The 20346-nt window shown below is 68.5% G+C and carries 14 protein-coding genes; 6 read left to right on the top strand and 8 right to left on the bottom strand.

Going from position 1 to position 20346, the window contains the following annotated elements; all coding sequences use genetic code 11:
- Positions 1 to 10 precede the first annotated feature (10 nt).
- The 5 genes from AC5Y31_RS04580 to AC5Y31_RS04600 all read right to left on the bottom strand — a co-directional run bounded on the left by AC5Y31_RS04580 (position 11) and on the right by AC5Y31_RS04600 (position 5238).
- A complete protein-coding gene (locus AC5Y31_RS04580; protein WP_065024869.1) occupies positions 11 to 910 on the bottom strand; it encodes a MerR family transcriptional regulator in 900 nt (299 codons plus the stop codon).
- Positions 907 to 2373: a flavin-containing monooxygenase gene (locus AC5Y31_RS04585; RefSeq protein ID WP_499978390.1), complete on the bottom strand. Its 1467-nt coding sequence runs from the start codon at positions 2371 to 2373 to the stop codon at positions 907 to 909. Before AC5Y31_RS04585 ends, AC5Y31_RS04580 begins: the two co-directional genes overlap by 4 nt.
- 1 nt (position 2374) lies before the next feature.
- A complete protein-coding gene (locus tag AC5Y31_RS04590) occupies positions 2375 to 3295 on the bottom strand; it encodes a reductase (protein ID WP_065024871.1) in 921 nt (306 codons plus the stop codon).
- 11 nt (positions 3296 to 3306) lie between these two features.
- Positions 3307 to 4164, bottom strand: coding sequence for an SDR family NAD(P)-dependent oxidoreductase (locus AC5Y31_RS04595; protein WP_499978395.1), 858 nt, complete (start codon positions 4162 to 4164; stop codon positions 3307 to 3309).
- Between the two features lie 120 nt (positions 4165 to 4284).
- A complete protein-coding gene (locus AC5Y31_RS04600; protein WP_065024873.1) occupies positions 4285 to 5238 on the bottom strand; it encodes a hypothetical protein in 954 nt (317 codons plus the stop codon).
- Between the two features lie 122 nt (positions 5239 to 5360).
- Between AC5Y31_RS04600 and mbtL the strand changes: the two genes are divergently transcribed.
- The 3 genes from mbtL to mbtN are packed head-to-tail and all read left to right on the top strand — an operon-like array spanning position 5361 to position 8406.
- Positions 5361 to 5669 carry a mycobactin biosynthesis acyl carrier protein MbtL gene (gene mbtL, locus AC5Y31_RS04605; RefSeq protein ID WP_082966460.1) on the top strand — a complete coding sequence of 103 codons (309 nt, stop codon included), beginning with the start codon at positions 5361 to 5363 and terminating at the stop codon, positions 5667 to 5669.
- Entirely contained in the window at positions 5666 to 7249 is a 1584-nt protein-coding gene (gene mbtM / locus AC5Y31_RS04610) for a long-chain-fatty acid--ACP ligase MbtM (protein WP_499978397.1), read from the top strand. The genes mbtL and mbtM overlap by 4 nt, the downstream gene beginning before the upstream one ends.
- Entirely contained in the window at positions 7246 to 8406 is a 1161-nt protein-coding gene (gene mbtN / locus AC5Y31_RS04615; RefSeq protein WP_065024876.1) for a mycobactin biosynthesis acyl-ACP dehydrogenase MbtN, read from the top strand. Before mbtM ends, mbtN begins: the two co-directional genes overlap by 4 nt.
- Here mbtN and AC5Y31_RS04620 read toward each other — a convergent pair.
- Positions 8370 to 8996, bottom strand: a complete 627-nt coding sequence (locus AC5Y31_RS04620; RefSeq protein WP_065024877.1) for a GNAT family N-acetyltransferase — start codon at positions 8994 to 8996, stop codon at positions 8370 to 8372. The two genes, mbtN and AC5Y31_RS04620, sit on opposite strands and share 37 nt — an antisense overlap.
- Before the next feature lie 127 nt (positions 8997 to 9123).
- Here AC5Y31_RS04620 and AC5Y31_RS04625 point away from each other — a divergent pair, with 127 nt between their 5' ends.
- Positions 9124 to 11715 (top strand): ABC transporter ATP-binding protein/permease, encoded by a 2592-nt coding sequence (locus tag AC5Y31_RS04625; RefSeq protein ID WP_065024878.1) that lies wholly within the window; start codon positions 9124 to 9126, stop codon positions 11713 to 11715.
- Positions 11712 to 13442, top strand: coding sequence for an ABC transporter ATP-binding protein (locus tag AC5Y31_RS04630; protein ID WP_499978403.1), 1731 nt, complete (start codon positions 11712 to 11714; stop codon positions 13440 to 13442). Before AC5Y31_RS04625 ends, AC5Y31_RS04630 begins: the two co-directional genes overlap by 4 nt.
- 3 nt (positions 13443 to 13445) lie before the next feature.
- Here the strand turns inward: AC5Y31_RS04630 and AC5Y31_RS04635 are convergent, their stop codons facing one another.
- Positions 13446 to 14987: a (2,3-dihydroxybenzoyl)adenylate synthase gene (locus tag AC5Y31_RS04635; RefSeq protein WP_499978405.1), complete on the bottom strand. Its 1542-nt coding sequence runs from the start codon at positions 14985 to 14987 to the stop codon at positions 13446 to 13448.
- A gap of 71 nt (positions 14988 to 15058) precedes the next feature.
- Between AC5Y31_RS04635 and AC5Y31_RS04640 the strand changes: the two genes are divergently transcribed.
- On the top strand, positions 15059 to 18493 hold the full coding sequence (locus tag AC5Y31_RS04640) for a non-ribosomal peptide synthetase (RefSeq protein WP_499978407.1): 3435 nt from the start codon (positions 15059 to 15061) through the stop codon (positions 18491 to 18493).
- Positions 18494 to 18924: 431 nt separating this feature from the next.
- On the opposite strand, the gene AC5Y31_RS04645 is transcribed toward AC5Y31_RS04640, so the two are convergent.
- Positions 18925 to 20175, bottom strand: a complete 1251-nt coding sequence (locus AC5Y31_RS04645; protein ID WP_499978409.1) for an HNH endonuclease signature motif containing protein — start codon at positions 20173 to 20175, stop codon at positions 18925 to 18927.
- Positions 20176 to 20346 lie beyond the last annotated feature (171 nt).

Consider the following 20346-nt stretch of genomic DNA (forward strand, 5'->3'; position numbering starts at 1 on the left):
CAGCGCGGCCTCAGTGCTGCAGGGACTCGGCGAGCAGGCCGGTGACCATTGACTCGATGGTCGACTCGATCGACGAGGCCAGGGTGGCGGTCACCGACGCGACAGCCTGGGTGCGAAACCGGACCAGCATGCCGATCAACTCGGCGATCTCGGTGTCGGCCGGCAGCGGTGCACCGGGCTGCACTCGCGTGAGCACATGCTCGGCGCCGGCGCGCACCAGCAGCTGGCTGATCGCGTCGATATGGGGCAGCGTCTGCTCGTAGAGGTCGATGAGCTTGTCGACGCCGATGCCGTAGCCGCGGATCTCGTTGAACGCCTCGATCAGCTTGGGCCGGGTGATGGTGGCTCGGGAGCCGTCGGCCCCGTCGAGGCGGATCAACCCGAGTTCCACCAGCCGGCGCAGCGCCTGCGGGTCGTCGATCAGCCGCTCGGCGTCGGCGCGCGGCATGGTGTGGGGCCGCTCGGTGGTCCAGGTGCCGGCGACGGCGCTCTCCAGGCCCAGGATGTCGCCGAGGTCCTTGCCCTGCTCCCAGGCGCCGATCATCTCCTTGACGTGCGCGATCGTGTAGCCGCGGTCGAGCATCGAGGTGATCAGCCGCAGCCGGGTCAGGTGCGTGTCGTTGAACAGCGCCACCCGGCCGACCCGCCGCGGCGGCGGCAACAGGTCCCGGTCCCGGTAGACCCGGACGTTGCGGGTGGTGGTGCCGGCCATCCGGGCCAGATCGTCGATCCGGTATTCGCGCGACGCCGTGCTGCCGCCCGGGTGGCGCACCACGACTTCGAACAGCTGGGTCACCGCGGCTTCGATCACCTCGCGGGACTCGCGCCGCACCCGGCGGGGAACCTTGCGCAGGTTCGCCAGTACGCCGGCGATGGAGTCGGCCTTGAGGTGACGATCCGGTGCGGTCATGCCACCGTGTGGTAGTCGGCGAGCCGGAAGGTGCGCATCTGCCGAAGATACTGCGTCGCGAACCCCGGGTACATCGACGCGTTGAAGCCGTCCTCGGTGAGATACCAGCTGCGACAGCCCGACATCCAGGTCGTCTTGCGCAGCCGGCGCTGGAGCTGGTCGTTGTGGCGGCGCTGCACGTCTTCGCGGACGTCGAGGTAGCGCAGGTCCGCGGTGCGGATGGCGCTGACGGCGCGTACCACGTAGTCGAGCTGGCCTTCGACATACACCAGCAGTGAGTTGTGGCCCGGGCCGGAGTTGGGGCCGGTCATGAAGAACAGGTTCGGATATCCGTGCGCCTGAATGCTCTTGAACGCCTGGCCGCCGCCGCTCCAGTCGGCGGCCAGCGATCTGCCGGCCAGCCCGGTGACCGGAAACGGCGGGCCGGTCAGATGCACGTCGTAGCCGGTGGCGAAGACGATGGCGTCCAGGTGGTGCTCCACCCCGTCGCTGGTGCGGATGCCGGCGGGGCTCATCGTGGCGATCGGCCAGTCGATGAGCTTGCAATTGTCGCGCTGCAGGGCGGGGTAGTAGTCGCTGGAGATCAGCATGCGCTTGCAGCCCGGAGTGAAGTCCGGCGTGAGCTGGCGACGCAGCCACGGATCCTTGACGGTCGCGCGCAAGTGGGCTTTCCCGAGTCGGGCCACCAAGCCACTCAGTGGGGTGTTCCACACCAGCGCCGTGGCACTGGCTTCGTGTCCCCAGAACAGTGCCTGGCGGGCAAGCTGCTGGGCGGCAGGCACTTTCGCGAACAGCTCTTGCACCACCGCGGGCATGGCGATATCCAACCGCGGGATCACCCAGCCCGGGGTGCGCTGGAAGACCTTGACGAAACCGGCCCGCTCGACCAGTTCCGGAATGATCTGCACCGCGCTGGCGCCGGTGCCGACGACCGCGACCTTCTTACCGGTGAAGTCGTAGTCGTGATCCCAGCGTGCGCTGTGGATCTTGTGGCCGGCATAGGTTTCCAGGCCGCGGATGGCCGGAAAACTCGAATCGGGCAGCGGGCCTGACGCCAGCACCACGGTGCGAGCCCGAAACTTCTTGCGCCCGGCGGTGACGGCCCACACGCCAGCCTGCTCGTCGAACGCCAGTCCGGTCACCTCGGTGTTGAACCGGATGTGGCGGCGCAGGCCGAACCGGTCGACCATGTCCTCAATGTGCTGATAGATCTCGCCGGCCGACGGATACGCCCGCGACCAGCCCGGGTTGGCGACGAACGAGAATGAGTAGAGCAGCGATGGAATGTCGCATGCCGCACCGGGATAGCGGGTGTCGCGCCAGGTGCCGCCGACCCGGTCGCTGCGCTCCAGGATCACGATCTCGTCGTCGCCGATTCCGGCTTCGGCCAGCTTGATCGCCGCACCGATCCCGGAGAATCCGGCACCCACGATCAGCGTCTGATAGACGTGTGCACGGGCCACGTCAGGCCGCCGGTTCGTGGGTGAGCTCTTTGAACCAGCTCGGTATGGGCTTGAGCAGCCGCTTGGGGTAGTAGCCCGACAGCCATGCCGCGGGATTGGCCAGCAGATGATAGGGACTGTCGGGGTTGGCGAACCAGTTCGAGTAGCGCTTGACCACCTGGTAGGCCGGCACCCGCCGGGTGTGTTCGCCGCGTTCACCGAACTGCTGGAAGCGCATCAGTGCCGAGTAGAGCCGCTGGGGATCCAGTCCCATGCCGATGATCTCGTTGCGGATCCGGTTGAGCAGTGGAATCGAGATCAGCGCGCCGACGATCAGAGACGGGGAGGCGACGGTGCCGACGAACTCGATGGCCAGCCGGCGGGCGTCGGCGTGTCCGATCAGCTCCAGCACCTCGAAATCGACGGCGATATGGCGTGATTCGTCGTTATTGATCTTCTCGAACACCTGGTGGCAGACCGGGTCGTCGACCTCGTCGAGCAGGAACTTGAGCAGTGCTCCGTCGAGTGCCACCTCCAGCATCGGGATGACGGTGCCCAGCACCGACAGCGGCAGGTCGTCGGAGTAGTCGTCGAGCCACTGCATCGCCATCCGGATGTTGACGTTGGGCTCGGGGATTTCGCCGTCCTCGAGCATGCCCCAGCGCTTCATCAGCGCCAGCTCGGCGTTGGCATGCCGCTGCTCCTCGGCGTGAAAGTACCGATAGATCTCGGCCAGCGTTTTGGTGGGCGCCTTGCGGGCCATGGCCGCGAAGCCGCGAGCGCCGACGTTCTCGATCCAGCACAGGTCGGCCATGAACTTCTTGAGCTTGGGCACCATCTCGGGCCGGATCAGCTCGGCTCCCGGTGCGTCCCAGTCGATGTCGGCCAGCGCCCACTGCCGGTCCTTGATCTTGGCGAGCATGACGTCCATGTCGATAGCCATCTGACTCTCCTTCAGTCGGCTTTTTCGGCCAGTGCCGCACCAGCCCGGAACGCCAGCCCGATGGTGCGGGTGAACGTCTCGGGCGCCAATCGTTTGACGTTCCAACCGATTTTCGCGTCGAGTTGCGGCATGCAGTACAAGCCGCCGCGGTCATGGGTGTTCAGACAGTCCCGGGCCACTCGGGCGGCGGAGATTCCGGTCCAGCGCATCAACCGGTTCGCGGCGTCGCTGGATCGTGCGGTGCTGCGGCCGGATTCGACGATGTTGGTCTTGACGAACGTCGGGCACAGCACGGTCACGCCGACTCCGGTGCCCGACAGCTCGGCGGCCAGGGTCTCCGACAGTGACAGCACCCCGGCCTTGCTGACGTTGTAGGCGGCCATCTCCGGGGCGGCGCCGAACGAGGCCGCGGAGGCGACGTTGATGATCCCGCGCGGGTGGTCGCTTCCCGCTTCGCGCAGGATCGGGGTGAACACGTGGCAGCCGTGGATCGGGCCCCACAGGTTGATGCTCAGCGTCCAGTTCCAGTCGTCCAGCGACATCTCCCCGATCAGCCGGCCGCCGGTGCCGACGCCGGCGTTGTTGATCACCAGGGTGGGTGGGCGTCCGAACCAGGACTGCGCGGCGTCGGCCAGCGCGGTGACGTCGTCGAGTTGCGAAACGTCGCAGTGCGCAGCGGTGGCACGTCCGCCCGCGGCGGCGATGGCGTCGACGGTGCGTTGCGCTGCGGTGTCATCGATGTCGCTGCAGACCACGGCGCTGCCGCGGCGGGCGAGTTCGCGGGCGAATGCGGCTCCGATGCCGCTGCCGGCGCCGGTGACGACCGCGGAGGCTCCATGGCTGCGTTTCGGCGATCGCCCGAGAATCATGTGATCGAGTCAACAGCCAATGGTGACATTAGTCAATGGCAATGTTGTGGGCCGGGTTCGGACGGCTGACGCCCGAACCCGGCCCTTTGCCTGCACGCGACGGCGCAGGCGGTGGTACCGCTAGCTGAAGAGGCCGGTGAGCCAGTCCAGGTCGAACAGGTTGGGGTCGGCAAGCGAGGCGCCGAGGTCGGGGTCGACCGGGACCTCCACGTCGTCCACCGGCAGGTTCATCGTCAACGCCTCGGCGATCTTGCTCGGCAGGTAGTCGAGGAAGTAGGAGACAGTGCCCTGCTCGGTGAGCAGGCCCCACCACTGGCCGGTGTTCTCGCCGGTTTCGGAGTCCCAGGTGATGTAGCCGTTGAGCAGTGCGTCGAACGGGTCCTGCGCCACGTGCTCGATGCCGTCGGGTACACCGGTCGCGTTTTCCGACAACGCGAATGCGAAGCCGGTAAGCGGTTCGATGAAGTACTTGGCGGTGGTCTTCCAGAAGCTGAAGTCGCCGAAGACTTCCTGCACATTCGCCCAAACATGGGTCATGTCGGCGCCGATACCCATCACGCCGGGGACCTCAACGTCCTCGCCGCGCGGGATGTGGTCGAAGAGCGGCTGGAAGATGTTGTTCATGTTGTACAACATGTCGTTGTTGATCAGGTTCCAGGCGCTGAGGGTGTCGCCCTGCTGGAGGAACTCGGTGACCTGCGGGATCAGGTTCTCCAGGCCGATGACCCGGCCGCCACCGGACCACATGATCTCGAGGCCATCCTGCACCCCGGCGAAGCTGTTCTGGGCGACTTCGCTGTAGTAGCTGCCGAGGTCGCCGAGGGCCGTGGTGAGCGGGTTCGGCTGGTTGAGCAGATCCGTCAGGTAGTCGAGGTTCTCAGCGGTGGTGTTGGCGAGCTGCACGGCAGCCTGGTGTGCCTCCATCGAGATCGACGGTGCTACCGGGCTGACGGCGATCAGGCCGGCGCCGGCCAGGGCGACCCCGGCGGCCATTACCAGGCTGGCGCGGGTGGTCGGTCGAGCGTCGGATGCGGAGCCGCGATCGAGGGATCCGTCCGCAAGGGCGAGCTGCATTGCTTCTCCTTATCGTGACCTCATCTGGTATGAGGTTCCTGTTAGTTAGAACGCGGCTTCACCTTAATCATTAACTCTCTCGCCAGGCAAGGCTTACCTAACTCTGTGTCGGGAGTCACAAGATAGGGCAAGCTAACCTTAGTTCGACGTTTGGTGTAGCGTCCCACCACATGAGCTCTTCGTCTTCTGACGCCGTCAGCGCCGCGCTGCTCGAGATCCTGCGTGACGACCTGAATGTCGACCTCAACCGGGTGACTGCGGAGTCGCGGCTGGTCGACGACGTCGGCCTGGACTCGGTGGCCTTCGCGATCGGCATGGTCGCCATCGAGGACCGGCTCGGGGTGGCGCTGTCTGAGGAAGACCTGCTGACCTGTGACACGGTCGGCGACCTCGAGGCCGCCATCCGGGCGAAAGCGCCCGCCGACGCGTGAGCGTGCTGGCAAGCGCCCTGACTCGGGCGATGACCGCCTCAGATCAGGACCTGGTGACCTTCGATCAGGGCAGCAGCACGTGGCAGCATCACCCGTGGGCGCAGGTGCACTCCCGCGCGCAAGGCGTGGCATCGAAGATCCTTGACTCGGATCGCACCGGTGCGGTCGGACTGGTCGGGGAGCCCACCGTCGAATTGGTCGCCGCCATCCAGGGTGCCTGGCTGGCCGGACGCAGCGTGTCGATACTGCCCGGGCCCGTCCGCGGCTCCGATCCGCAGCAGTGGGCTCAAGCGACCCTGAACCGGTTCCGCGGCGTCGGTGTCGACACGGTCTTCAGCCACAGCGCACCACTGCAGTTGCTGGGTGAGCACGACGCCGGTGTCGCGGTGTACGACGTCACCGCCGCCGCCACCGAGCGGTCGGCGGCCTTCACGCCGGTGGCCGCCGCGCTGGATACGCCGGCGGTATTGCAGGGCACGGCCGGCTCCACCGGAGTGCCGCGCACCGCGCAGTTGTCGCCGGCCGCCGTGCTGAGCAACGTCTCCGGCTTGAGTGAGCACCTCGGCGTCGACCCGTCGCACGACGTCGGCTGCAGCTGGCTGCCGCTGTATCACGACATGGGACTGACCTTCGTGCTCAGCGCTGCCTTGACCGGTTCGGCACTGTGGCTGGCACCCACCGCGGCGTTCGCGGCCTCGCCGTTTCGCTGGCTGACGTGGCTGCACGAGAGTGCCGCGACCATGACCGCGGCTCCGAACTTCGCCTTCAGCGTGTTGGGTAAATACGCGCGCCGAATCCCGGAAGTCGACTTGGGCCGGGTGCGGATGGCGATCAACGGCGGCGAACCCGTCGACTGCGCGGCGTTGCAGCGGTTCGTCAGCGAGCTGGCGAAGTTCGGCTTCAACCCGGGCGCGGTCACCCCGTCCTACGGGCTGGCCGAGGCTACCTGCGCGGTGACCGCTCCACGGCCGGGCACCGGACTGTTGTATGACGAAATCCCCGGCGCCGGAGACGCGATGCGCCGCCACGCGATTCTCGGGGTGCCGATCCCCGGCATGCAGGTCCGGATCGCCCCGACCGCCGGTCACGATGTCGAGCAACCCGGACGCGACGTCGGCGAGATCGAGATCCGGGGCACCTCGATGATGTCCGGCTACGTCGGCCAACCGGCACACGACCCGGAATCCTGGTTCGCCACGGGCGATCTTGGCTACCTCACCGACGAGGGGCTGGTGGTCTGCGGTCGCGCCAAGGAGATCATCTCGGTGGCCGGGCGCAACGTGTTCCCCACCGAGATCGAACGGGTCGCCGCCGAAATCCGGGGCGTGCGGGAAGGCGCGGTGGTGGCCTTTGGAACCAGTGAGGCCACCGACGACGTGCGCCCGGCGTTGATCGTCGTCGCCGAATTCCGGGGCCCCGACGAGGCCGGCGCCCGCAGCGACCTGGTCGCCCGGGTCGCCTCGGAATGCGGGGTGGTGCCCGCCAAAGTGGTGTTCCTGACGCCCGGAGCCCTGCCCCGAACGTCGTCGGGCAAGTTGCGGCGACTGGAGGTCAAACGCAACCTGGAGGTTATGACGTGACGGGATCGGACATCCACACCTATCGCGGCTTGCTTGACGAGGTCTTCGACCAGCAGGTGGTGGATTGGACAGCGGAGGCCGAAGTCAGTGGGCGCTTTCCCCGCAAACTGATCGAACACCTCGGGCAGGCAGGGGTTTTCACCCGGAAATGGACTGACGCGGCGCCCACCGATGTCGCCAAACTGGTGGAGCTGGCCTATGCGCTGGGCCGGCTCGGATCTGCCGGCATCGGGGTGGGGGTCAGCCTGCAGGATTCGTCGATCTCGATCCTGCACCGGTTCGGACGGTCGGAGTACCTGAAAGACATCTGCCAGCGGGCCATCCGCGGCGAAGCGGTGCTGTGCATCGGCGCCTCGGAGGAGTCCGGGGGGTCGGACCTGCAGCGGGTGCAGACCGAGGCCCGTTCCGTGCGTGACGGTTTCGAGGTGCGCGGCCGTAAGAAGTTCGTCTCGCTCTCGCCGATCTCCGACCACATCCTGGTGCTGGCGCGCAGCATGGATCACGACGAAAACAGCCGGCACGGCAACGTCATGATGATCGCGGTGCCGACCGCGCAGGTGCAGGTGCACGAGCCGTTCAGCAAGGTCGGAGCGGCGCCGTTGGACACCGCTCCGGTCGATATCGACACCTGGGTACCGGCCGACGCCCTGATCGCCCGCCCCGGTACCGGATTGGCCGCGATCTCTTGGGGACTGGCGCACGAACGCATGTCGATCTCCGGGCAGGTCGCCTCGTCGTGTCAGAAGGTGCTGGGCATCACCCACGCCCGGATGATGCACCGCAAGCAGTTCGGCGTCAGCCTTTTCGAGCATCAGGCCCTGCGGTTGCGGCTGGCCGACCTGCAGGCCCGGGTCGATCTTCTTCGGCATGGGCTCAACGGGTTTGCCGCCGAGGGCCGGCTGGACCTACGGACCTCCGCGGCGATGAAGGTCACCGCGGCGCGGCTGGGTGAAGAGGTGATCGCGGAGTGCATGCACCTGTTCGGCGGCGCCGGTTACCTGGTCGACGAGACGCCGATCGGGCGCTGGTGGCGCGACATGAAGTTGGCCCGGGTGGGCGGCGGCACCGATGAGGTGCTCTGGGAATTGGTCGCCGCGGGGATGCGCCCGGATTACGACGGCTACGCCGAGTTGTTCGACAGCGGGTCGTCGGGGTAGCGCAGCACCCCGTAGAGCGCCATCCGGCGATAACCCATGTCGTGTTCGCCGAGGAAGGTGCCGCCCACATACTCGGCCAACCGCCGCATCGCCGTGTTGCGGTACTCGGGTTCGAACATCATCCGCCGGCACTGCGGCTCGAAGTCGAAGACGCAGGTCATGACGCGCGGCAACAGGATCGCCGCAAACCCGCGATTGACGACCGTGGTGTCGGCGACGGCGGCGTGGATGCCCAGGTCGTGCGGATCGGCCGCGTAGTACCTGGCGATGGAATCCTTGGCGGCCCGGTATATCTCGACGTAACCGCCGTCTTCCCCGTTACGGCTGACGATCAACGGCCGCGAATAACTGCCGGCGAGCTGGGCGCTCAGATAGGCGTGCCAGCGCTCAGGCGGCCAGGCCGACTCCCAGGTCTGGGCCAGGTGGGGCCGGTTCATCCATTCGGCGACCATCTCGGCGTCGGCATCGGGGTCGGCCACCCGGATCGCGTATGGGTCGGCCAACACGGGGATCGGGGGCGCCGGGACGCTGCGGACCTCGTCGGATATGTCGGTGAGCTCGCGGTGCAGGATGGCGGCAGCGTCAGTCATAACGAACGGTGAGCCTACCCGAGGCCCTATCCGGATAAGTGAGGGTAGGGTAACCTAGGTCGGGCTTGGCGGCGCGAGCGCCGGGTCCCACCCCGCGGGGCGGGAAACCGTTGGCGAAAGGACCTTGATGGCGCGCGGTTTGCAGGGCGCGATACTGCGGGGCTTCGGCGCCCGGGACCACGTCGCCACGGTGCTCGAGACCAGCTGGATCGCCCCGCACTGCATCCGAGTGTGGCTGCATTCACCGACCTTGTTTACCGACGCGACCGTCGAACCCAGTGCCTGGCTACGGTTCTGGTTTCCGGACCCAGACGGCTCGAGTACCGAGTTCCAGCGCGCGTACACCATCGCCGAGGGGGACGCGGAAACCGGACGCTTCGCGGTGGACATGGTGCTGCACGAACCGGCCGGGCCCGCGACCCGGTGGGCGAGCACCGTTGAGCCCGGAGCGCGCATCGCGGCGATGTCGCTGATGGGCTCGTCGCGTTTCGAAGTGCCCGATCCCGCAGAACAGCCCGCCGGTTACCTGTTGATCGGGGACTCGGCGTCGATCCCCGGGATCAACGCGATCATCGGAACCGTCCCGCTCGATGTGCCGATCGAGCTGTATCTCGAGCAGCACGAGGACAACGACCTGTTGATCCCGCTGCGGGAGCATCCGCGCCTGCGGGTGCACTGGGTGCCCCGCCGCGACGCGAACTCCCTGGCCGCCGCGATCGAATCCCGGGACTGGTCGGACTGGTACGCATGGGCGACACCGGAAGCCGCGACGCTCAAGGCCGTGCGGGCGCGGCTGCGCGACGAGTTCGGCTTCCCCAAATCCGAGATCCACGCCCAGGCGTACTGGAACGCCGGACGCGCCATGGGCACTCAACGGGGCCCGGAAGACACTGAACAAGCCCCGCTGACTCTGCAGCCACCAGACGAAAGTGCGAGTGAGACGCCTGCTGAGCGCAGAGTCAACGCCAAGGGGGAGTGGCGCTCCCAGGCCGCGGGGCGCCTGCTGTCTCCGCTGAAAGCGCCGCTGATCGTCTCCGGGGTCCTGCAGGCCGTGATCACCCTGCTGCAGCTGGCCCCGTTCGTACTGCTGGTCGAGCTGGCCCGGCTGCTGGTCTCCGGTGCCGACGAGTCGCGGCTGTGGACGCTTGCCATCGCGGCGGTCTCCCTGCTCGGCCTGGGCACGTTACTGGGCGCGGGATTGACACTGTGGCTGCACGTGATCGACGCCCGCTTCGCCAGCGGTTTGCGCAGCCGGCTTTTGAGCAAGTTGTCCCGGCTACCGCTGGGCTGGTTCACCGCCCGCGGTTCCGGATCGATCAAGCAACTCGTCGCCGACGACACCCTGTCACTGCACTATTTGGTCACCCACGCCATCCCCGACGCTGTCGCCGCGGTCGTCGCCCCGGTGGCGGTGCTGGTCTACCTATTCGCGGTGGATTGGCGGGTGGCGCTGGTGTTGTTCGTGCCGGTGCTGATCTACCTGGTGCTGATGTCGGTGATGATGACCCAATCCGGACCCAAGATCAGCCAGGCGCAGCGCTGGGCGGAACGGATGAACGGCGAAGCCGGCACCTACCTGGAGGGCCAGCCGGTGATCCGGGTGTTCGGCGGGGCGGCCGCCTCGACCTTCCGCCGCCGCCTCGACGACTACATCGACTTCCTGGTGGACTGGCAGCGCCCGTTCATCGGCAAGAAGACGCTGATGGACCTGGTCACCCGCCCGTCGACCTTCCTGTGGCTGATGGTGCTGACCGGCGTCCCACTGATCGTGGCCGGCCGGATGGACCCGGTGAGCCTGTTGCCGTTCCTGTTGCTGGGCACCACCTTCGGAGCCCGGCTGCTGGGTATCGGGCTGGGGGTCGGCGGTATCCGCGGCGGCATGCTGGCGGCGCGGCGGCTGCAGATCGCCCTGGACGAGCCCGAACTGGTGGTGGGTGAGCCGGAATCGGCGCCGGCGCAGACGCAGCCCGGAACGGTGCGTTTCGAGTCCGTCGGCTTCGGCTACCGCCCGGGCGTGCCGGTGATCTCCGATGTGTCGCTGACACTGCGGCCGGGCACGGTGACCGCGCTGGTGGGTCCGTCGGGATCGGGCAAGTCCACCCTGGCCGCGCTGCTCGCCCGCTTCCACGACGTGCAGCAGGGCTCGATAACCGTTGACGGCCAGGACATTCGGTCGTTGACCGCCGACGAGCTCTACCGCCGGGTGGGTTTCGTGCTGCAGGAGACCCAGCTGGTGCACGGCAGCGTGCGGGACAACATCGCGCTGGCCGTTCCGGACGCGACCGACGAGCAGGTGTGGGCCGCCGCCCGCGAAGCGCAGATCCACGAGCGCATCCTGCGACTGCCGGACGGGTACGACACCGTGCTGGGTGCCGCGGCCGCGCTCTCCGGCGGGGAGCGCCAACGGCTCACCATCGCCCGCGCCATCCTCGCCGACACTCCCGTGCTCATCCTCGACGAGGCCACCGCCTTCGCCGACCCGGAATCGGAATACCTGGTACAGCAGGCCCTGAACCGGCTGACCAAGGACCGCACCGTGCTCGTCATCGCCCACCGGCTGCACACGATCACTGGAGCCGATCAGATCGTGGTACTCGATCACGGCGCCGTCGCCGAACAGGGGACCCACGAGGAGTTGCTCGCCGCGGGAGGACGCTACCTGCAACTGTGGGAGACCGGGCGCCGGGCCGTGGCCGCTGCAGCGGAGGCGGCACGATGATCCGCACGCTGATCCAGCTGATTCCGCATAACCGCCGCGGCCGGCTACTCGGCTACACCGGGCTGACGTTGCTGTCGGTGGCGGTGCGGGCGGTGGGCACCGTACTGCTGGTCCCGCTGGTGGCCGCGCTGTTCTCCGAAACCCCGCATCACGCGCTGACCTGGGTGGGCTGGCTGACCGTGGCGACGGTGGCCGGCTGGCTCATCGATTTCACCTGCGCACGAATCGGATTCGATCTCGGATTCGCCGTCCTCGACCACACCCAACACGATGTCGCCGACCGGCTGCCGGCAATCCGGTTGGACTGGTTCACCCCCGACAACACCGCCACCGCCCGGCAGGCGATCGCCGCTACCGGCCCCGAACTCGTCAGCCTGGTCGTCAACCTACTGACCCCGCTGATCAGCGCCATTCTGCTGCCACCGGCGATCGCGCTGGCGCTGCTCGGGGTGTCGTGGCAGCTGGGTCTGGCCGCCCTGGGCGGGGTGCCACTGCTGCTGGGGGCGCTGTGGGCGGCCAACCGGCTCAGCGCCCGCGCCGACACCGCCGCCGGGGAGGCCAACACCGCGCTGACCGAACGCATCATCGAGTTCGCCCGCACCCAGCAGGCGCTGCGCGCGGCACGGCGGGTCGAACCCGAACGCAGCACCGTCGGTGCGGCCCTGGCCGCCCAACACGGCGCGGCAATGCGGCTGCTGCTCATGCAGATTCCGGGTCAGCTGTTGTTCAGCCTGGCCAGCCAGGGTGCACTGATCCTGCTCGCCGGCGCCACCACCGCGTTGACCATGACCGGCACCCTGGGCGTTCCGGAGGCCATCGCGCTGATCGTCGTGATCGCCCGCTATCTGGAACCCTTCACCGCCATCAGCGAGCTGGCGCCGGCCCTGGAATCGACGCGTGCCAGCCTCGAGCGGATCCGGGCCGTGCTCACCGCACCGGCCTTGACGGTGGGAGACGGCGGGTCAACCGACGCGGCGCCGCGCATCGAGTTCGACAATGTCACCTTTGGCTACGACGCCGGCGACCCGGTGCTCGACCGGGTCAGTTTCGTGCTGGAGCCGGGCACCACGACCGCGATCGTCGGGCCGTCCGGTTCGGGCAAGAGCACGATTCTGGCCCTGATCGCCGGCCTGCACGAACCGACCGACGGCCGGATCCTGCTCGACGGGGCCGACGCCGCCGGGCTGACTGCCGCGGCGCGGCGTGCGGCGAGCAGCATGGTGTTCCAGCATCCCTACCTGCTGGACGGCACGATCCGCGACAACGTCCTGGTCGGTGATCCCGGCGCGGATCCGCAAGCGTTCGGGCGGGCGGTCGAACTCGCCCGGGTCGACGAGCTGACCGGCCGGCTGCCCGACGGCGCCGATACCGCGGTCGGGGAGGCCGGCGGCGCGCTGTCCGGCGGTGAGCGCCAACGGGTCAGCATCGCCCGCGCGCTGCTCAAACCGGCGCCGGTGATGTTGGTCGACGAGGCGACCAGCGCGCTGGACACCGAGAACGAGGCGGCGATCGTCGACGCGCTCAGCGCCGAGCCGCGGCCCCGCACCCGGGTGATCGTCGCGCACCGGCTGGCCAGTATCGCCCAGGCCGACCGGGTGCTGTTCCTCGACAACGGCCAGATCGTCGAAGACGGCACCATCGAGGAACTACGTTCCGCCGGTGGACGTTTCGACGAGTTCTGGCGACAGCAACACGATGCTGCCGGTTGGCGGATCAGTACCGGATAGCGTTCAGCCCACAAGCTGGCGGATGATCGCCTTTTTGTCGATCTTTCCGACCGCCGTGGTGGGCAGGGTCGTTAACGCCGCCAACTGGTCGACTCGGACGTGGGTGGCGGCCCCTTGCTCGGCGAGATGTCGGTTCAGCTCGGGCAGACTCAGCGACGTCCCATTGAAAACGATTGCCGCGCAGATCTTTTCACCAAGATACTTATCCGGCAGTCCGACCGCGGCAGCCGATTGGATCGCGGGATGGCGCAGCAGGTGTGCCTCCAACTCCTCGGCCGCGATGTTTTCCCCGCCGCGGACGATGACGTCCTTGATCCGCCCGGTCACCTCCAGGTAGCCGTTGGCCAGGCGGCGGACCCGGTCGCCGCTGCGGTAGAAGCCGTCCGGGCTGAACGAGCGCGCATTCGCTTCCGGAGCGTTGTAGTAGCCGTTGATCGTGTAGGGCCCGCGCACCAGCAGCTCACCCTCGGGTGCCTCGACGCCGTCCTCACCGACCACCCGCAGCTCATCATCGGCGCACAGTGGCCGGCCCTGGGTCGCGTCGAGCAGCTCGGCGCCATCGCCCGGCCGGGTGTAGCACAGCAGCCCTTCGGCCATGCCGAACACCTGCTGCAGTCCCGGGGTCAGTACCTCCCGGATCCGGCGCGCGTCATCGGCTGCCAGCTTGGCGCCGCCCACTTGCAGTAACCGCAGTGTCGTCGGCTTCTGCGGTTCCCAATCGCAGGCCTGCGCCCACAGCGTGGCCAGCGCCGGCACCAGCGCGGTGACGGTCACCCGGTGGCTGGTGATGGTGGCGAATGCCGCCTCGGGACTGGGATCGGTGTCGAAGACGGTGGCCGCGCCCACCGATATGGCGCCCAGCAGCCCCGGGCAGGCCAGCGGAAAGTTGTGGGCGGCTGGCAACGCCACCAGGTAGACGTCCTCGGCGGTCAGCTCGCACACCTGAGCGCTGGCGGTGGCGTTGTAGACGTAGTCGTTGTGGGTGCGGGGGATCAGCTTGGGCAGGCCGGTGGTGCCGCCGGAGACCAGCAGCACCGCCGGGGTGGCCGGATCGGGGCTGAAACGTGGTGCGGGCGGGCCGTCGGCCGTGTCGTCGATGATGATGCGCCGCAGCCCCAGTTCGGCGGCCATCGCCGGGTAGTCGAAACCCGCAGTGGCGTCAGGAACCACGATCCCGACCGCGTCGCTCACCGCGGCCAGATGCCCGATCTCGGCGGCGCGATGCCCAGGCAGGCACAGCACCGGGATGGCGCCCACCCGCAGCAGCCCGAACAGCACGACTGCGAAGGCAACGCTGTTGGGCAACTGCAACAGCACCCGGTCGCCGGGGGCGATGCCGAGCCCGTGCAGTCCCGCGGCGGCACGGTTGGCGGCCACGTCCAGTTCGGCATAGGTCAGCGTCGTTGTGGGATCGATGACCGCCGCGCGGTCCGGCCAGCGTTCGGCGGCGTCGTCGAGCAGCGACGCCAGCGGCCGGCCGCTCCAGTAGCCGGCCGCGCGGTAGGCGGCGGCCCGCTCGGCCGGAAACGCTACGAACCCGTGCATGAGACTCCCTGGCTTTGCGGTGACCGGACGTAGATAGAGTAGCTTCGACGAAATTAGGGCAGCCTTCACTAATGAAAGGTGGCGGGGTGGGGCCGGACGATATTCGCGCGCAGGTCGCTGAGCTGCTCGGCGTCCCGGCCGGTGCCCTCGACAGCGATGCTGATCTGGTCGGACAGGGTCTCGATTCCATCCGGATGATGAGCCTGGCCGGCCAGTGGCGGCGCCGCGGTCTGGACGTCGACTTCGCCGCACTGGCCGCCGCACCGACCGTCGCCGCCTGGACGGCACTGGTGTCGGGCGCGTCATCGGCAGCGCAGCCCGCTGCGGGGCCCGAACCCGAGGATGACACCGCACCATTCCCGCTGGCCCCGATGCAGCACGCCATGTGGGTGGGACGCGACGACGACGTCGCACTCGGTGGGGTGGCCGGCCACCTCTACGTCGAGTTTGACGGCCCGGGGCTCGACCCCGAACGGCTGTCTGCCGCTGCTGGTCTGCTGGCGGCCCGACACCCGATGCTGCGCGTTGAGTTCCTGCCCGACGGCACCCAGCAGATCCGGCCCGACGCCGGCCTGCCGGTCGCGGTGCAGGATCTGCGCGGCATGGGCACCGACGACGTCTCCGCGCGTCTTGCCGCCACCCGGGAGGCGAAATCCCACCAGCAACTCGACGGGGCGGTCTTCGAGCTCACCGTGTCGCTGCTGCCGGATGGCACCGCTCGGCTGCACGTCGACTTGGACATGCAAGCCGCCGACGCGATGAGCTACCGCACCCTGATGGCCGACCTGGCCGCCGCCTACCGGGGGGCGGTCTTGCCGGAGTTGGGCTACACCTACCGGCAGTACCGCCACGCGGTGGCCGACCGGGCGCCCGACGAGAACCACCGGCAGTGGTGGACGCAGCGCATACCCGACCTGCCCGACCCGCCCAAGCTGCCGCCGCCGGCCGGCGCACCCGCCGACCCGCGCCGCAGCACCCGACGCTGGCACTGGCTGGACCCGGCCACCCGGGACGCACTGTTCGGGCAGGCCCGCACCCACGGCGTCACCCCGGCCATGACACTGGCCGCATCGTTCTCGCACACCCTGGCCTGCTGGTCGGACGGACCGCGATTCCTGCTGAATGTGCCATTGTTCGGCCGGGATCCGCTGCACGACGACGTCGATCGGCTGGTCGGTGACTTCACCTCGTCGCTGCTGCTGGATGTGGATCTGGGCTCTGCCGCCACCGGTGCCCAACGGGCCCACGCCGTGCAGGACGCCATGCGGACCGCCGCCGCGCACGCCGACTACCCGGGGCTGGCGGTGCTGCGGGATCTGGGCCGCCACCGCGGCACGCAGGTGCTGGCCCCGGTGGTGTTCACCAGTGCGCTCGGGCTCGGCGAGTTGTTCGCCCCGGAGGTCACCCAGACGTTCGGCACCCCGGTGTGGATCATCTCCCAAGGCCCGCAGGTGCTGCTGGACGCTCAGGTCACCGAGTTCGACGGCGGTGTGCTGGTGAATTGGGATGTGCGCGACGAGATGTTCCCGCCCGGCGTGATCGACGCCATGTTCGCCCACCACATCGCCGACCTGACCCGGCTGGCCGCCGGCGACGGCTGGGACGAACCGGCGCCACCGGCCCTGCCGGCTGCGCAGGCGCAGGTGCGCGCGGCGGTGAACGCCGGCACCGCTGAGCCCAGCGGGGAAGCCTTGCAGGACGGGTTCTTTCGGCAAGCCGAGCTGGCACCCAATGCGCCCGCCGTGCTGCATGGAACGGGCGAGTTGAGCTACGGCGAGTTGCGTGATCAGGCCCTGGCGGTGGCCGCCGCGCTGCGTGAGCGCGGGGTGCAGCCCGGTGACACCGTGGCGCTGCTGGGTCCCAAGGGCACCCAGCAGATCCCGGCACTGCTGGGCATCCTGGCCGCGGGAGCGGGGTATCTGCCGATCGCCGCCGACCAGCCGCCCGAGCGGGTGCAACGGATCCTGGCGCTGGGTGGTGCCGCTGTGGCGTTGGTGACCGGAGAATCCGTGCCGGTGCTGCCGATTCCCGCCGTGCGCGCCGGCGAGGCTGCCGCGCGTCCCGGTGCCGCGGAACCGGTCGCAACCGATCCGTCGGCATTGGCCTACGTGGTGTTCACCTCCGGGTCCACCGGCGAACCCAAGGGCGTCGAGCTCACTCACGACGCGGCGATGAACACCGTCGAAACCCTCAGCGCACGTTTCGGATTCGGGCCGGACGATCGCAGCCTGGCACTGCTCACCTTGGACGCCGACATGTCGGTGCTCGACGTCTTCGCCATGCTGCGCGCCGGGGGAGCGATCGTGATGGTCGACGAGGCCGATCGGCGCAGCCCCGAGGTATGGGCGCGGCTGGTGCGACAGCACCGGGTCAGCGTGCTCAACTTGATGCCCGGCGCGTTGGAGATGCTGGTGTCGGTCGGGGGTGAATTGCCCTCGGTGCGTGCGGTATTGACCGGCGGCGACTGGGTGAGCCCCGAGCTGGCGCGCCGCTTTGCCGCCCTGGCGCCCGGAGTGCGGTTCGCCGGGCTGGGCGGGGCCACCGAAACGGCCATCCACGCCACCATCTGCGAGGTCGACGGCGAACCGCCGGCCGACTGGGCGTCGGTGCCCTACGGCACGCCGCTGCCCAACATCGCCTGCCGCGTCGTCGGCGCCGATGGGACCGACCGCCCGGACTGGGTGGCCGGTGAGCTGTGGGTGGCCGGGCGCGGTATCGCATCGGGGTATCGCGGGCGGCCCGACCTGACCGCCGAGAAGTTCGTCGAGAATGACGGCCGAACCTGGTATCGCACCGGCGATCTGGCCCGCTACCGGCCGGGCGGCATCCTGGAATTCGTCGGTCGCGCCGATCATCGGGTCAAGATCAGCGGGTACCGCATCGAACTCGGCGAGGTCGAAGCCGCGCTGCGCCGGCTGCCCGGGGTGGCCGAGGCCGTGGTGGTGGCGCTCTCGGAGGCCGGTCGTGACGTGCTGGCCGCCGCGGTTCGGACCGACGATCCGGCGCTGACCGTGACGGGGCTACGGTCAGGGCTGACCGAGGCGCTGCCCGAGCACATGATTCCACGGCACCTGGTGCTGGTTCCGGCGATTCCCTACACCGTCTCCGGCAAGATCGACCGGCGCGCGGTAACGGCGGAGCTGGCCGCGGGTTTCGCGGCGACGGATGGCTACCGTGAACCGGTTACCCCGTTGCAGCGAGCGTTGGCCGCGATCATCGCCGAGGTGCTCGGCGCGGATCGGGTAGGCGCCGACGACGATTTCTTTGCCCTGGGCGGCGATTCAGTGCTGGCCACCGCCGCGGTAGCACGCATCCGCACCTGGCTGGATGCACCCGGCGCGGTGGTCGCCGATATCTTCGCCACCCGGACCGTGGCCGGGCTGGCGTCTCGGCTTGCCGCCGCGGAGGCCGATCCGGACCGCCTGGACGCCGTCGCCGAGGTGTACCTGGAAGTGGCGCAGCTGGATTCGGCGGAGGTCGCCGACGCGCTGGCCGAGGTCGACTGATATTTCGTGGCTCTTGGTCGCCGGGTAGCGCGATAGCGCCTGGGATGGGGGGGAAGGGCGACGTCCTGCATGTTGATCCCAGTAGCGCGGAGATCACGCAGGGTGCGGTCGGCCTCATCCCGAATGACATCGAAGGGAAGCCCACCCGTGAAGCCAAGGATGCTGATGGTTTCGCAGCCGAGTCCCCCGCGGCCTTCTGGCAGTAGGACCGCGATCCGTGATGGCTGTTAGTCCTGGTCGGGGGGTGAATCACCCGTGGCAGAGGCGTAGTCGCGCCCACGTCCTCCGGCTATGCGTTGCGCACTCCGACGGTTTCGCCTTCGGCCGTGATTCTGACGGCTCGGTGGCGGAAAGCGATGCAACGAACCGGTTATTCCCCAGCGTATTTGCGGATCGACGAGGCGGTGCGCCGGCTGGCTAGGACGGCGAGCCTAGTTGGTGCTCGGTGGTGGTTGGGGTTGGAAGGGTTGGTACCACCACCATTGGGCGCGTTCGCCGGTGGGTCCGGGGCATGGTGGTACGGCTGGTGGGGGTTTCTTGGGTGGTCGGGCTAGCGATGCCGACTCCAGTGGCTGGTTGTTGTTGTCGGTGATGGTGAGGTTGGCGGCATCGCCGGTGATGGTGATGATGCCGCGGTGGTGCAGTCGGTGGTGATACGGGCAGACCAGTACCAGGTTGGCCAGCTCGGTGGGGCCGCCGTCTTCCCAGTGGGTGATGTGGTGGGCGTGCAGGCCGCGGGTGGCCCCGCAGCCGGGAACCACGCAGGCCCGGTCGCGGTGTTCCAGCGCGCGGCGCAGTCGGCGGTTGATTGCGCGGGTGGTGCGCCCGGCGCCGATGGGCTCGCCGTTGCGCTCGAACCAGGCCTCAAAGGTGGCGTCGCAGGTCAGGTATCGGCGTTCGGCGTCGGTGAGCAGTGGGCCTAGGTGCAGCTGTGCGGCGTTGTTTTCAACGTCGAGGTGCATCACCACGGTGGTGTGGTGGCCGTGGGGGCGGCGCGCGGCTTCGGTGTCCCAGCTGGTTTCGATCAGGCGCAGGAACGCATCGGTGGTGCTGGGCAACGGCGGCCGCTGCTCTGAGGCACCGCCGCCATCCTCGTGATCGCGCTTCCATGCAGCCATCAGCGCATCGAGATGGGACTGTAGGGCGGCGTCGAACTTTGCCGCATCGAGGGGGTTGAGTGTGATGCGCCAGCAGCTGCCGTGTTCGTCGCTGGTCTTGGTGATGGAGCGTTCCGGTTCGGCTCGGGGGTCGGGGTCGGGGCGTGGTTCGAGCTTGACTGCGGTGCGCAGTTGGGTGACGGTGGCGACCCCGACCAGTTGCGCGTAGTGCTCGTCGGATCCGTCGGCGGCGCGCTGCGCGATCACGCCGACCTGATCGAGGGAGAAGCGGCCTTCGCGCATGCCTTCAGCGCAGCGGGGGAATTCGTCGAGCCGGTGGGCGATGGTGGCGATGGTGTGGGCGTTGCTCGGCGACACCCCCGTTCGCCAGGCCACCAGGGCCGGGATTGAGCGGACGCCCGTGGCGCCCCACAGGCCGTCGCGGTCGATCTCGGCGACGATCTCCACGATGCGCCCATCAATGGCGTTGCGTTGACCGGTCAGCTCGGATAACTCCTCGAACAGCACGTCCAGACGCTGGGCAGGCCCCCTCCGAGGGGTGCCGGACAGTGCGGTCGTTGACATGAGTTCATCATCGCAGCGGGGTCCGACAACTTCGGGCCGTCGGGTCCTTGATGGATGGCCGACCCCACTTCAGGCGGGCACATCCACATCCGCATCTCGATGCCCGGAAAGTGTCTGAAAACCCCAGCTAGATGTCGCGATTAGGGGTGGTGGACCGCGGTCGCGGTGTGC

It is taken from the genome of Mycobacterium sp. NGS18 (assembly GCF_059813185.1).